Consider the following 17,309-nt stretch of genomic DNA (forward strand, 5'->3'; position numbering starts at 1 on the left):
CGATTTGAATTTCACCTGTCATTCCTTTTACTATATAATAAAATGCTACCTTTATTGATTGTGCAATAGTTAATTGGCTTAAGTAGGTATGTAGTAATTGTGTACGTACATTGAGTCAAAATGGCAGAAACACTGTACGATATCTGTTTATGCAAAGATATCATTCTATTATATGGTTCATCATAAATCAGAATGATGAAGAGAAAATAAATTGATTATATATGAAGTGATATTGGTACATAATTATGGAGCATATTAGTATTATTTATGAAAGTTGGTGAATAATAGTAAAAAAATACAGCATTTATGTAGAATATTCAGTATATTTAATTTTATCGAAATTATTAATATCTTAAACACAAAAGTTTTATGAAAATAAAATGAAAAAAAGTTTACAATTCCTGTAATATGTGGTATTTTAGATATACACATTCAAGAATGTCGATGAATTCTCAATACATCATCGATCCATCATTGTTATTTCATTAAATATATAGGATAGTTAGTAAGTTTTATAAGTTTTATAGGAGAAAGATTAATGAATCGAGTATTTAAAGTGATTTGGAATCGCACAAAGGGCTGCTATGTCGTTGTGGCAGAAACAGCAAAGAACATGACGAAACGTTCTTCTTTGTCGGTTGTATTCTCTAAAATGGTAGGTGCTACAGCAGTTGCCGTTATGCTGACAGGCGTTATGATGCCTACCGATGCCTTAGGGGCACCTATTACAAGAGGTAACGGTGCACAAGCTGAAAATGACGGTGGTATTGCTATCGGTGATAATACGGCATCTAAGGGTGACTATAGTATTTCAATCGGTACTAATGCATCTGTAGGTAGAGGTGATACTGATGAAGGTAAAACACAGAGCGGTATTGCTATCGGACAAGGTGCAACTGTAACTGTTGATGTTGCCAAAGGGGCAGATGTTCCAGCAGATCAAAGAACAGGTGGTATCGCCATCGGTCAAGGTGCAACGACCAAGGTTGTTAATGCAATTGCTGTTGGTTCCGGTACTAGTGCTGATGGTGCACAAGCTGTAACTATCGGTCATAACTCTCGTTCGATTACCAATAACAGTGTAGCATTAGGTAATGAAACACGCGTGGCATCTCTTAATGGTTTTGCTCTTGGTAATAATGCCCGTGCCGGCTATGATGAAACCAATAAATTGATAGGTCTTCCTAATGACCAAGCCTTCGGTTCCAATGCACGTGCTTATGGTGGTTCTTCCATGGCGTTCGGTAATGATGCGAAATCCAGTGGTGGTGGTGCGGTTTCTATAGGTAACGGTTCTCAATCTAGAGGTGATTGGGCGGTAGCTATCGGTAATGGCTCTAAAGCTTTGAAACAGGGCTCTTCTGCATTGGGGACGAATGCTACAACTAATAGCTCTCACTCTACTGCACTCGGTTGGGGTAGTACTACAAATGGCTACGCTGATATCGCGGCTGGTGATGGTTCTGTTGCATCTGGTGGTAATTCCCTAGCAATAGGTGTGCAATCTTCTACATCTACTGGTGCGGTAGGTGCTGTAGCATTAGGTTTAAGCAGTAAAGCTGAGCAAACAAACTCTATGGCATTAGGTGTATCTGCTAATGCTGCACATGAACGTTCCGTTGCACTAGGTGCTAACTCCAAGACTGATGCTACAGTAAGCACACCAAATCAATTGGTAAATGGTTTATGGTATAAAAACTATGCCGGCGGTTCTGCTGATTCCACAATCAGTGTAGGTAGTGATACGGTAAAACGTACCATTACAAATGTAGCTGCCGGTCGTGTGAATGCACAATCTACAGATGCAATCAACGGTAGCCAATTATATGGTGTTGCTAATACTTTAGGTAATTTGGCAAGTACTACAAAAGGCATTTTAGGTGGCAATGCAGCGCTTGACCCTGATACGGGTAACTTGTCGATGAGCAATATCGGTAACACAGGTAAAGGCACGATTCACGATGCTATTAAATTCAATAAAGACACAATAGATAAAGGCCTTAACTTTGATGCTAATACAGGTGGCACGAAAAATAATCTATTAGGTTCTAAAGTTACCATCAAAGGTGACGGCAACAATATTAATGCCGCAATTACACAAGCTAATGGTGATACAACTATCAACATGACTTTGGGTAATACTATTAAAGTAGGTACAGCAAACCCTGTAACGATTGACGGTACTACAGGTCATGTAACAGGCCTTCAAAATAAAGACTGGAATGTAGATAACCCTGTGGCTGTATCTGGCCGCGCTGCTACAGAAGATCAGTTGAAAAAGGTTAATGATAAAGTTAACACTAATAAGGCTCAAATTGACAAGAATAAACAAGATATCGCTGATAATAAGCAAAATATCACAAACAATGCCAACAATATCGCTCAAAATAAGCAAGATATCTCTAATATTAATACAAAAATTAATAAAGGCTTGAACTTTGCTGGCGATACGGGTGCTGTAAGCAACAGACAATTAGGTGATACTGTAACTGTTAAAGGCGGTGCAACAGGCACATTATCTGACGGTAATATCGGTGTTGTATCCGATGGCAATGGCACATTAAATGTGAAATTAGCTAAAACATTGACAGGTTTAGATAGCGTTACAGCTGGTAATACTAAGATTGATAATGGTGGCTTGACTGTAGGTGGTAAGAACTATGTATCTACAACAGGTCTCAATGCGAATAATCAAAAGATTACTAATGTTGCTAATGGTAGCGACCCTAATGATGCAGTTAACTATAGTCAATTACAGGCTGCTATCGGCGGTACAGCCAAAGCATCCACTGTAAAAGCAAAGGATGCGAATGTAACTGTAACAGAAAGTACAAACGCAGCAGGTGGTAAGGAATATACTGTTGGTTTAGGTAATAAAATTACCGTAGGTACAGCATATCCTGTAACTGTAGACGGTGATGCTGGTCATGTAACAGGACTTACAAATACAGATTGGGATGTAGATCATCCTGCGGCTGTATCTGGTCGTGGTGCTACTGAAGATCAGTTGAAAAAAGTTAACGATAAAGTTAACACTAATAAGACTCAAATCGACAAGAATAAACAAGATATCGCTGATAATAAGCAAAATATCACAAACAATGCCGGCAATATTGCTCAAAACAAACAAGATATTTCCAACATTAATACAAAGATTAATAAAGGCTTGAACTTTGCCGGTGATACAGGTACTGTAAGTAACAGACAATTAGGCGATACTGTAACTGTTAAAGGTGGTGCTACAGGCACATTATCCGACGGTAATATCGGAGTTGAATCCGACGGCAATGGCACATTGAATGTGAAATTAGCTAAAACATTGACTGGATTGGATAGTGTTACAGCTGGTAATACTAAGATTGATAACAGCGGTTTGACTGTAGGCGGTAAAACATATGTATCTCCAACAGGTCTTAATGCGAATGACCAAAAGGTAACAAATGTTGCTGATGGTACTGTAGGCGCAGGCAGTAAGGACGCTGTAAACGGCGGTCAATTGCACGATGCCAAAAACGAATTAAATACTAATATTAGTAATGCAAAAACTGAACTTATCAACAAGGGCCTTCGTTTTAATGCTGATAATAACGATGAAAAAACGAACAAACTTGGTTCTAAAGTAACAGTAAATGGTGATGGTAATATCACTACTGAAATTACGCAAACTGGCGATGATACTACAATCGGCGTTAAATTGAACAAAAATCTTAATGTTCAAACATTGACAGCTACAGATACTGTGAAAGCCGGCGGTGTAACAATGGGTAAACACGCTGATTCTAACAACTATGTAACTGGTCTTGATAATAAAGATTGGGATGTGAATACAACTAATCCTGTAAGCGGTCGCGCTGCTACAGAAGATCAATTGAAAAAAATCAGTGATGTAGTTAAGAATCAAGGTGCTGCTGCTACAGATTACCGTTTGGTGAAAAATGCGGCTGCTGCAGATGGTGCTTATACAGTTGATTCTAACGGTGATGTTGACTTGACTGTAGAGGATAAAAACCATGCAGGTACAAAAGAAACTGTTAAGATTAAGGATGTTGCATCTAAATCTAGCCTCGATAAATTAAACGATCGTGCTGTTAAGTATAATTTGGATAATAATGGTGCCGTTGATAAGACAAAAGTAACTTATGAAGGTCCTACCTATGCTAATAAAATCGGTGGCACTCATGTAACAAACGTGGCGTATGCTACAGGTAACGATGGTAGCGAAGCGGTTAATGTGGATTACTTGAAAGATAAAATCAAAGATAGTGAAGATGCATTAACTAATAAAGGTTTGAAATTCGACGCTAACAGTGGCGGCATAAAAACTAATAAACTTGGCTCTACGGTTACTGTTAAGGGTGAAGGTGCTGATGCTGATGCTAACTACAGCGGTGAAAACCTTAAAACTTTCATCACACAAGATCAAGATGGTAACACAACTATCGATGTGAAGATGAACAAAAACCTCAAAGCTAATAGTGTGGCAATTGCCGGTAAAAACGGTCAAGACGGCGTTACACTTAAAGGTGGCGACGCTAAAAACGGTGTAGATGGCACAAGCATTAATCGTTTAGTGACCGAAGATAAAGACGGCAATACACATACGCTTGCAACCCTTGATGATGGTATGATGTATGGCGGCGATACAGGTAATGTAATTAAAAAGAAACTTAACAATCAAGTGAATGTTAAGGGTGGTATCTCCGATGAAAGCAAATTAGCTGCTGAAGATAACATTGGTGTAGTTTCCGACGGTTCCGATACATTGAAATTGCGCTTGGCGAAAGAATTGAAAGGCTTGACATCTGCTACTTTTACAAACGGCGGCAATAATACTGTTATCAATGGTGATGGTATGACCATCAATCGTGCTGGTGGTGATGCAGTAAGTCTTACAAAAGACGGCTTAAATAACGGCGGTAACAAGATTACGAATGTAGCTGACGGCACGGACCCTAACGATGCAGTTAATAAATCTCAATTGGATAAAGCTACAGCAGCTGCATCTACAACGGTATCGGCAGGTAATAATATTACTGTGACACCTAGCACCAATGCGAATGGTTCCAAGAACTACGAAGTAAGTCTTAAAGATCAAGTGACATTGGGCTCTGATGCTACGAAACAAATCGCAATGGATGGTACTACAGGTACTATCAAGGCTGGTGATAAAGTTACAATCGACGGCAACAAAGGTACTATTAAAGCTGGCAATGTAACAATTGACGGTGAAAACGGTACCATTAAAGCTGGCGACAAGGTAACTATCGATGGTAAAGATGGTAAGATTGCAGCAGGCAAGGTATCTGTTGATGGTAAAGACGGCTACGTGACAGGTTTGGAAAACAAAGATTGGGATCCTGACAACATCACAAGCGGTCGTGCTGCTACAGAAGATCAATTGCAAAAATCTCACAAATCCTTGGATAATAAGATTAATAACTTAGGTGATGAAATCACGAAAAAAGGTATGAATTTCGCCGGTAATACAGGTGAATTCCACCGTGATTTAGGCCAAAAGGTTACTATCAAAGGTGAAGGTACAGAGTCTGACGATAAATACTCCGGCGAAAATATTAAAACAGTAGCCGACCAAGATGGTAATGTTAATATCAAGATGGCGAAAAACCTTAAGACTGACAGTTTAACTACTGATAAAGTGAAAGTTGGCAAAAACGGTCAAGACGGCGTATCCATTACAGGTCCTAACGGTGCTGACGGTACAGACGGCAAAGTAGGTATCACAGGCAAAGACGGTAAAGATGCTGTATCCATGTCCGGTAAAGACGGTGTTGGTCATATTGGTTTAACTGGTAAAGACGGCCGTAATGCGGATATTACCGTTGATAAAGGTGATCCAGACTTAGACGGTAACAACATCACTCGTATTAAGTACCAAGACGAAAATGGTAAGACACACCAAGTGGCAACTAAAGACGATGGTATGAAATACGGTGGCGATAGCGGCTCCGTAATCAAGAAAAAGCTTAACGAACAAGTTAATGTAGTGGGTGGCATTACTGATGCTAGCAAGTTGACTACAGAAGATAATTTAGGTGTTGTATCCGATGGTACTGGCAACCTTAAGGTTCGTATGGCGAAAGACTTGAAAGGTCTTGAAACAGTAACCACTAAGGATGCTGCAGGTAATACTACTGTTATGAACGGTGGCGGTGTAACAATTACACCTGCTAGCGGTAATGCAGTAAGCCTTACTAAAGATGGCCTCAACAACGGCGGTAATACAATTACCAATGTAGGCCCTGGTGTAAACGGCACTGATGCAGTTAACGTAAATCAATTGAAAGGTGCTACAGATGGGTTAGCTAATGCTATTAACTCCGTAGCGGGCGAAACACAACGTGTAGGCGCACATGCAGCGGCTATGTCTGCATTGAAACCTATTCAATATGATCCATTGGAACCAACTCAAGTGATGGCTGGTATCGGTAATTACAGAGGTGAAACTGCGGCGGCTCTTGGCGTTGCACATTACACAGCAGAAGATACTATGTTCCATGTAGGCGTATCTGTTGGTAGTCACCATAACATGGTAAATGCTGGTGTAACTCGTAAATTCGGTACTTCTGATGCGAAGAAAGCGGTTCCTGAACGTTACAAAGGTGGACCTATTAGCTCCATGTACGTAATGCAAGATGAAATGACTGCTTTGAAAGCTAAGTATGAAAAAGTACAACGCGACAACGAAGAAATGAGAGCACAAATTGCATTATTGATGCAACAAGCGGGCTTGAAATAATATGAAATAACATATTGATACGGCAGTGCTTATAAAAGGCGCCAAAAGCGAAATGCTTTTGGCGCCTTTTTGCATGCAAGAAATAGATTCAATAGCTATTTGAGCATATATATGTCATAGTATTTTGTAATGTAATTAAAATAGGTGAGTAATAGTCAGATCATAATAGTTTACTAAGGTGAAATACATTTTTTTTATGAAGTTAATTTTATGCGAAAAAATTAGTACATTTAGCATATTCATAAGGTATATGGCGGAGTTTTTGTATATTCATAAATATTTATGATTTGGAAGTGAGTGTAGAGTGAAAATTTTTTTACTTTTAGTATAGAATATGATATGTTTAATATGATATGCATCGGTAAATAGCCATATATTAACTGTATTTTTACTTTTTAAAATAATTATAAAATATTTTATTATATTCATATAATCTGATAGTTTTATGCAAGGAGTAAGACGAGATGAACCGAATTTTTAAAGTAATCTGGAGTCGTACAAAGGGATGTTATGTCGTTGTGGCTGAAACAGCGAAAAATATGTCGAAACGATCGACAATGACATCGGTATTTGCCAAGATGTCTGGGTCTGTAATTGCTACGGCTTTATGTATGTCCATGATGTCTCCAATGATCGTGCATGGGAGTACTATTGTGCAAGGGGCTGGTGCTCAGGCTAAAAATGGCACTGTAGCGATAGGTGACAATAGTACAGCAATGGCAGATAACAGTGTGGCTTTGGGGACAGGGGCTACTGTTACAAAAACTAATAGGGCTAATGTTGGTAATGTGCAAGGCATTGCAATCGGAAGAAATGCAACCGTTGAAGTAAATAATGGCGTTGCTATCGGTAATTTGACAAAAGTAGCTTCTTTGAATGGCTTTGCCCTTGGTAATACATCTTGGGCTGGATATGATGAGGCCGGTAACTATGTGGGCGCCGATAACGATCAGGCATTTGGTACTAATGCCAGAGCTTGGGGTGGATCCTCTATGGCATTTGGTAATAATGCTAAAGCTGCTGCCGGTGGTGCCGTTGCAATGGGTAACGGGTCGCAGGCAAGAGGTAAATGGGCCGTTGCAATCGGTAATAATGCACAAGCTAAGGGCGAAGGGTCCAGAGCTCTTGGTGTAAACTCCTATGCAGTAGGACTCAACTCCATTGCAATGGGCTGGGAAAGTAATGCCCGTGAGGATTCTTCTATAGCTATTGGTACAGACTCTGACTCAGTTCAGAAAAATAGTATTGCCATCGGTAATCGTGCAGTTAGCTATGCAGAGGATAGCGTTACACTTGGTAGAAATACAACAGTAGGGAAAAATCATATTCGTTCTGTTGCATTAGGTGCAAATTCTGCAACTGCGGATACTCATAGTACACCGAATCAACTTGTAAATGGTTTGTGGTATAAGAATTTAGCGGGGGGAACGGCAGATTCTACCGTAAGTATCGGTAATGATACGGTAAAACGTACGATTACAAATGTGGCTGCAGGTCGTATGAATGCTTCGTCTACAGATGCTATTAACGGTAGTCAATTGTTTGGTGTCGCAAATAGTTTGGGAAATTTAGCCACTACAACTAAAAATATCCTTGGCGGTAATGCAGCTCTCGATCCTGATACCGGTAAATTAACGATGAGCGATATCGGTTTTACAGGTAAAAGCACAATCCACGATGCTATTAGATATAATAAAGACAATATCGATAAAGGATTGTTCTTTTATGGTGATAACTTTGTTCAGAACCAAGTAAAATTAGGTGACACAGTAAGAATAAAAGGTGGCGCTAGCGGTGCTTTGGCTGACAACAATATTGGGGTTCAAGCAGACGGAAATGGCACACTAAATGTGAAATTGGCTAAAAAAATAACTGGTTTGGATAGCGTAACAGCGGGAACTGCTACGATTGATAATAAAGGGGTGTCTGTAGGCGGTAAACTCTATGTGTCAACAGGTGGTCTTAATGCCAATAATCAACAGCTTAGAGGTGTTGCAGACGGTAGCGGTAGTCAGGACGCAGTTAACTACGGTCAGTTGCAACGCGCAATTAACGGTACAGCTAAAGAAGCCATTGTAAAAGCAAATGATGATGGTAATATTACGGTAAGGGAAAACTCAACGGCGAAAGGTGGTAAGGAGTATACTGTTGGCTTAAATTATAAGATTACTGTAGGGAAAGGGGCGGCCTCGCATCCTGTAACCATAGATAGTGGTACAGGAACGGTCACAGGTCTTACCAATACATCATGGAATGTAAATAATCCAGCACCTGTTACAGGACGTGCTGCTACGGAAGATCAGTTAAAGCGGGTTAATGAGAGAGTTAATTCCAATCAGTATTTTATTAATCAAAATACGCAGAATATCTCAGATAACTCAAGCCGTATTGGTGCCAATGCACGAAATATCACAAAAATACAAGGTGATATTACTACTAATAAGAATGATATTAACACTATCAATAATACTCTTGAAAAAGGGCTCTATTTTAGCAGCGATACAGGTGCTTCGATTAAGAGAAAATTAGGTGATACTCTAGTCATTAAAGGCGGTGCTACAGGGGCATTATCCGATAATAATATTGGTGTTGTATCCGATGGTACCGGTAGATTGACTGTAAAGTTGGCAAAATATTTAACAGGATTAGAGAGCGTTAATGCAGGAAATACTACTATTAGTAAAAATGGTTTGAGTGTAGGTGCTAGAACCTATGTAACACCTGATGGCATCAATGCTAATAATCAAAAGATTACTGGTGTTGCTAATGGTACAGCGCCTAACGATGCGGTTAATTTCAGTCAATTACAAAGTGCTATCGGTGGTACTGCAAAGGCGACTACAGTAAAATCAAAGGATGCAAATGTAACCGTAACAGAAGGTACCAATGTGAATGGTGGTAAGGAATACACTGTTGGATTGGGCAATAAACTTGCGGTAGGTACGGCACATCCTGTAACTGTGGACGGAACCGCAGGAACTGTAACAGGACTTACTAATGCTGCTTGGAATGTAAATAATCCACAAGCCGTAACTGGTCGTGCTGCAACGGAAGATCAGTTAAAAACTGTTAATACGCAAGTCAATACAAATAAGGATAAAATAGCTCAGAACACAACTGACATTGCTCAAAATGCGACTGATATCGGTAAGAATAAACAAGATATAACTAAGAACAAGACTGATATAGCTCAAAATACTACTGATATCGGTAAAAATAAGACTGATATTGCACAAAACAAGCAAAATATTACTCAGAACACACAAGATATTGCGACTAATAAAAATGCTATCTCTACAATCAATACAACTATTGCTAAAGGTCTAAATTTTGATGGAGACAGCGGTGCTGTAATTAACAAACAGTTGGGCGATAAGCTTAGCATCAAGGGCGGTGCAGCGGCTGCGAATTTGACGGATAATAATATCGGTGTCGTATCTGATGGCAGCACATTAAATGTAAAACTAGCTAAAACATTAACCGGTTTGGATAGCGTAACGGCTGGGGGTACAACTATCAATAGTAGTGGTTTGACCGTAGGCGGTAAGACCTATGTAACTCCGAACGGTATTAATGCGAATGACAAGAAAATAACTAATGTTGCTGATGGTGAAGTGGCGGCTAATTCCAAAGATGCAGTTAACGGCGGTCAACTTCATGCGGCTAAAACCGAATTAAATAACAACATTAATGATGCTAAAACTGAATTAAACAAAAATATCGGTGATGCCAAAACTGAACTCAATAAAAATATTAATGACGCTAAAACTGAACTGAATGGCAATATAGATAATGCTAAAACCGAGCTAAACAATAATATATCGACTGCGAAGAATGATGTGATTAATACAGGTCTCAAATTTGATGCGGATACAGGCGGTGCTAAGACCAATAAATTGGGTTCCAAGGTAACGGTAAACGGCGATGATAATATCACGACAGAAATCAGCCAAACTGGTGACGATACTAAGATCGGTCTTAAATTAAAGAAAGATCTCAATGTTACTACTATTACTGCTGCTGATACTGTGAAAGCCGGCACTGTGACTATGGGCAAACAATCAGGTGGTGCAGGCGGTGCAAACGGTAACTTTGTAACAGGGCTCGATAATAAGTCTTGGAACGCGGATAATCCTCAAGCTGTAAGTGGTCGAGCTGCTACGGAAGATCAGTTGAAATCCGTTAATGATAAGGTCAATACAAATGTAACCAATATCAATAAAGGATTAAACTTTAACGGCGATAGCGGTGCTGCGATTAATAAAAAATTAGGCGACACTGTTACCATTAAAGGTGGTGCTATGGCGGATCTTACGGATAATAATATCGGTGTCGTGTCTGATGGCAGCACATTAAATGTGAAACTAGCTAAAACATTAACTGGTTTGGATAGCGTAACGGCTGGTGGAACAACTATTAATGGTAGTGGTTTGACCGTAGGCGGCAAGACCTACGTAACGCCAAACGGTATCAATGCAAATAATCAAAAGATTACCGGTCTAGCAAAAGGCACAGATCCTACTGATGCGGTTAACTTCAGTCAGTTGCAGGATGCTATCGGTGGAACTGCTAAGGCAAGTACTGTGAAAGCTAAAAACAGCAACATCACTGTAGAAGAAGGTACAAATGCAGCCGGCGGTAAGGAATATACTGTCGGATTAGGGGATAAAATCACCTTAGGAACTGCTAATCCTGTATCTGTGGATGGTACTGCAGGCACGGTAACTGGTCTTACCAATACTGCTTGGGATGTAGATAATCCACAAGCCGTAACTGGTCGTGCTGCAACGGAAGATCAGTTGAAATCTGTTAATACGCAAGTTAATACGAACAAGGATAAAATAGCTCAAAACACAACTGACATTGCTCAGAATACGACTGATATTGGTAAGAATAAACAAGATATAACTAAGAACAAGGCTGATATTGCTCAAAATACAACTGACATCGGTAAGAATAAGCAAGATATAGCTAAAGGTCTTAACTTTGATGGAGATAGCGGCGCTGTAATTAATAAACAGTTGGGTGATAAGTTATCTATTAAAGGTGGCGCCGCAGCTGCAAACTTGACGGACAATAATATCGGTGTCGTATCTGATGGTACAACATTGAACGTGAAGTTAGCTAAAACATTAATCGGTTTGGATAGTGTTACAGCGGGTGGCACAACTATTAATGCTGGAGGTTTAACTGTAGGTGGTAAGACCTATGTATCTCCGAACGGTATCAATGCAAATGACCAAAAGATTACTAATGTTGCTAATGGTGATATTGCTGCAAACTCCAAAGATGCGGTTAACGGTGGTCAATTGCATGACGCTAAAACTGAACTTACCAACAAAGGCCTTCGTTTTGACGCAGATAATAACGCTGAAAAAACGAATAAACTAGGCTCCAAGGTAATGGTAAACGGCGACGACAATATTACGACGGAAATCACGCAAACCGGTGACGATACGAAGATAGGTCTTAAATTGAAGAAGGATCTTAATGTTACATCTGTTACGGCTACGGAAACTGTGAAAGCCGGCACTGTAACCATGGGTAAACAAGCCGATGGTGCAACCCCTGCTAATACGGGTAATTACGTAACAGGTCTTGATAATAAGACATGGAGCGTAACTAATCCTACTGCTGTTAGCGGACGTGCTGCAACAGAAGATCAATTGAAGACAGTTACTGAAGCTATCAAAACTCAAGGTGCTAATGCAACGGACTTCAGTCTTGTTGCTAATCCTGCGGCGGGTTCCAATGGTGACTATACTGTAGCTGCTAACGGTGACGTGGCATTGACCGTACAGGATAAGAATCATCCGGATAAAACAAAAACCGTAACGATTAAAGATGTAGCATCTAAATCCGAAGTGGACAAAGGCTTGAACTTTGACGGTGACTCTGGTACGACTATCAACAAGAAGCTAGGTGGTACTGTTGCCATTAAAGGCGGAGCTGCAGCTGCAGATTTAACTGACAATAATATTGGTGTTGTATCTGATGGCAGTACGTTAAACGTGAAGTTAGCTAAAACATTAACTGGTTTGGAAAGCGTAACAGCTGGTGGCACAATCATCAATAGTGGTGGTTTGACCGTAGGTGGTAAGAATTATGTATCTCCAAATGGCATCAATGCGAACGACCAAAAGATTACCAATGTTGCTAATGGCGATGTGGCGGCTAACTCCAAAGATGCGGTGAACGGCGGTCAATTGCATGACACTAAAACTGAGTTAAATAAAAACATTAGCGATACTAAGACCGAGTTGAATAAAAATATCAGTGATACTAAAACTGAACTCAACAAAAATATTGGTGACGCTAAAACTGAACTTACCAACAAAGGCCTTCGTTTTGATGCGGATAATAACGCTGAAAAAACTAATAAACTAGGCTCTAAGGTAACGGTAAACGGCGACGATAACATCACCACAGAAATTACACAAACTGGTGACGATACGAAGATTGGTCTTAAATTAAAGAAAAATCTTAATGTTACCACTGTTACGGCAGCGGAAACTGTGAAAGCTGGTACGGTAACTATGGGTAAACAATCCGATGGTGTAACCCCTGCTAATACGGGTAACTACGTAACAGGTCTTGATAATAAGACATGGAGTATTGATAATCCTACGATTGCATCTGGCCGTGCAGCAACGGAAGACCAATTGAAAACGGTTAGTGATGAAGTTAAGAAACAAGGTGCTAGTGCAACAGACTTTAGTCTCGTTGCGAATCCTACGGCAGGCTCTAATGGTGACTACACTGTAGATGCCAATGGTGACGTAGCATTGACCGTACAGGATAAGAACCATCCGGATAAAACAAAAACCGTAACGATTAAAGATGTAGCATCTAAATCCGAAGTGGACAAAGGCTTGAATTTTGACGGTGATTCTGGCACAACTATTAACAAGAAGCTAGGTGGTACTGTTGCCATTAAAGGCGGAGCTGCAGCTGCAGATTTAACTGATAATAATATTGGTGTCGTATCTGATGGCAGTACGTTAAACGTGAAGTTAGCTAAAACATTAACTGGTTTGGACAGCGTAACAGCTGGTGGAACAACCATCAATGGTGGTGGTTTGACCGTAGGCGGTAAGAATTATGTATCTCCAAATGGCATCAATGCGAATGATCAAAAGATTACCAATGTTGCTGATGGTAATATTGCGGCTAATTCCAAAGACGCGGTTAACGGCGGTCAATTACATGAAGCTAAAACTGAGTTAAACAAGAATATCGCTGATACAAAGATTGAATTAAATAAAAACATTGGCGATACTAAAACCGAATTAAATAAAAATATCGCTGACACTAAAACTGAACTCAACAATAATATTAATGACGCTAAGACTGAACTGACCAATAAAGGTCTTCGTTTTGACGCAGATAATAATGATGCAAAAACGAATAAATTAGGCTCCAAGGTAACGGTAAACGGCGACGATAATATTACGACGGAAATCACGCAAACCGGTGACGACACTAAGATTGGTCTAAAATTGAAGAAAGATCTTAACGTTACCACTGTTACGGCTACAGAAACTGTAAAAGCCGGTACTGTAACCATGGGTAAACAAGCCGATGGTGCAACCCCTGCTAATACAGGTAACTACGTGACAGGGCTTGATAATAAGACTTGGGACGCAGGTAAAGTCGTATCCGGTCGTGCTGCAACAGAGGATCAATTGAAACAAGCTTTGGCGGGTCAAACTGATACAGGTCTCAAATTCAATGCCAATGTAGGCGGTGTACAAACTAATAAATTAGGCTCTACTATCACTGTTCAAGGTGAAGGCAATGCTGCTGATACCGACTATAGCGGTGACAATATTAAGACGTTCATCAAACAAGATGCTGCAACAGGTAATACAACAATTGATGTAAAAATGAACAAAAATCTTAAGGCTGAATCCGTGAAAGTCGGCAAAGACGGTAAGGATGGCGTATCTCTCACAGGTCCAGATGGGGCTGGCACCGACGGTAAAGTAGCTGTTACAGATAAGAACGGCAAGGATGTAGTGTCTATGTCCGGTAAAGACGGTGTAGGTCACATCGGTTTAACTGGTAAAGATGGTCATAGTGCGGATATTATCGCTGATAAAGGCGCTGCTGATATTAATGGAAATGAAATCACGCGCATTAAATATCAAGATGAAAATGGTACAACCCATCAAGTGGCAACCAAAGATGATGGCATGGCATACGGTGGCGACTCCGGCACTACCATCAAGAAGAAACTTAATGAACAATTGGACATTAAGGGCGGTGTCACCAATGAATCTGAGTTGACCGAAAACAATATTGGAGTTATTAGCAAGAATAATATCCTTAATGTTCGTTTGGCAAAAAATCTGAAAGGCCTAGATTCCATAACTTTCAACAATGGCACTAATGGTGCAAACGGTAAAACCGTTGTTAATGGTGAAGGCATGACCGTTCAAGATAAGGATGGCAACCCGTTGACTGCTATTACAAAGGACGGCGTGAAGATTACCAATGGTCCATCTATGACGAAAGATGGTATTGATGCAGCCGGCAATAAGATTACAAACGTAGCTGACGGTACAAATCCTAAGGATGCGGTTAATAAATCTCAATTGGATACAGCGGCTAACGCTGCTAAGGCAATCGTAACAGAAGGTAATAATATCAAAGTTGATAAGACCACTAATGGTGATGGCTCTACAAATTACAAAGTGGGCCTCAAAGACCAAATAACAATGGGATCTGATGCTACGAAACAAATTGCGATGGATGGTACAACAGGTACGATCAAAGCCGGTGACAAGGTTACAATCGACGGCAACAAAGGCACCATTAAAGCAGGTGATAAAGTTGAAATCGATGGCGATAAAGGCACAATCAAGGCTGGTAATATTGCGATTGACGGTACAAACGGTACAATTAAGGCTGGCGACAAGGTAACTATTGATGGTAAAGATGGTAAGATTGGAGCAGGTAAGGTCTCTGTTGATGGCAAGGACGGTCATGTGACAGGTTTGGAAAACAAAGATTGGGATCCTAACAATATCACAAGCGGTCGTGCTGCTACAGAAGATCAATTGCAGAAGTCCCATAAAGCCTTGGATAATAAGATTAATAACTTAGGTGATGACATTACGAAGAAAGGCATGGATTTTGCCGGTAATACAGGTGATTTCCACCGTGATTTAGGTCAAAAGGTTACCATCAAAGGTGAAGGTCAAGGGGCTGATAGTGACTATTCTGGCGAAAATATTAAAACGGTAGCCGAAAATGGTAATGTTACTATTAAAATGGCTAAGAATCTTAAGACCGATAGTATTACTACCAAAACAGTTACTGCTGATACGGTCAATACTGATAAGGTGAAAGTCGGCAAAAATGGTCAAGATGGCGTTTCCATTACAGGTCCAGACGCTGCGAATGGCACAGACGGAAAAGTAGCTGTTACAGGTAAAGACGGTAAAGATGCTGTATCTATGTCAGGTAAAGACGGCGTTGGTCACATCGGTTTAACTGGCAAAGATGGTCGTAATGCGGATATTACCGCTGATAAGGGCGATTCTGATCTCGGAGGCAATGCTATTACTCGTATTAAGTACCAAGATGAACAGGGCAAGACACATCAAGTGGCAACCAAAGACGATGGTATGAAATACGGTGGCGATTCTGGTAATGTGATTAACAAAAAGCTTAACGAACAGGTAAACGTAGTCGGTGGTATTACTGATGCTAGCAAGTTGACGGCCGAAGATAATTTAGGCGTCGTATCTGACGGCACTAATCTTAAAGTTCGTATGGCGAAAGATTTGAAAGGTCTTACGTCAGTAACGACTAAGGATGCTGGAGGTAACTCTACGGTTGTGAACGGCAGTGGCGTAACCATTACTCCTGCTAGCGGTAACACCGTAAGCCTTACTAAAGATGGATTGAATAACGGTGGTAAAACAATTAGCAATGTAGGTCCTGGTGTAAACGGAACGGATGCGGTTAACGTAAATCAATTGAAGGGGGTTACGGAGGGAATGGCTAATGCAATTAATTCCGTGGCGGGCGAAACACAACGTGTAGGTGCTCATGCGGCGGCGATGTCTGCGTTGAAACCAATTCAATACGATCCGTTAGAACCAACTCAAGTGATGGCTGGTATCGGCAATTACAGAGGTGAAACCGCAGCGGCTTTAGGTGTTGCGCATTACACATCGGAAGATACTATGTTCCATGCAGGTGTATCTGTTGGTAGCCGTCATAATATGGTGAATGCCGGTGTAACTCGTAAATTCGGTTCTTCTGATGAGAAGAAGGCTATTCCTGAACGGTATAAGGGCGGTCCTATCAGCTCTATGTACGTAATGCAGGATGAAATGACTGCTTTGAAAGCTGAAAATGCACGCATGAAAGCGCAGGATGAAAAATTAACTGCAGACTATGCGGCATTGAAAGAAGACAACCTTCGTCTACAGAAAGATAACGAAGAAACTAAACGACAATTAGCTCTTATTATGAGTCGTTTAGGCATGTAAATCATATAAATTTCATTTTATATTCATGCGGTAAAATCTGTTGATGT

At 40.4% G+C, this 17,309-nt stretch carries 2 protein-coding genes; both read left to right on the top strand.

Annotated elements, in window-relative coordinates; all coding sequences use genetic code 11:
• The first annotated feature begins 538 nt into the window (after positions 1 to 538).
• Entirely contained in the window at positions 539 to 6,757 is a 6,219-nt protein-coding gene (locus AAA071_RS08225; protein WP_316072914.1) for an ESPR-type extended signal peptide-containing protein, read from the top strand.
• Positions 6,758 to 7,221: 464 nt separating this feature from the next.
• Positions 7,222 to 17,262, top strand: a complete 10,041-nt coding sequence (locus AAA071_RS08230; RefSeq protein WP_349234132.1) for an ESPR-type extended signal peptide-containing protein — start codon at positions 7,222 to 7,224, stop codon at positions 17,260 to 17,262.
• Positions 17,263 to 17,309 lie beyond the last annotated feature (47 nt).

It is taken from the genome of Veillonella parvula (assembly GCF_040097785.1).
In the GTDB taxonomy this organism is placed as follows: Bacteria; Bacillota; Negativicutes; order Veillonellales; family Veillonellaceae; genus Veillonella; species Veillonella parvula_D.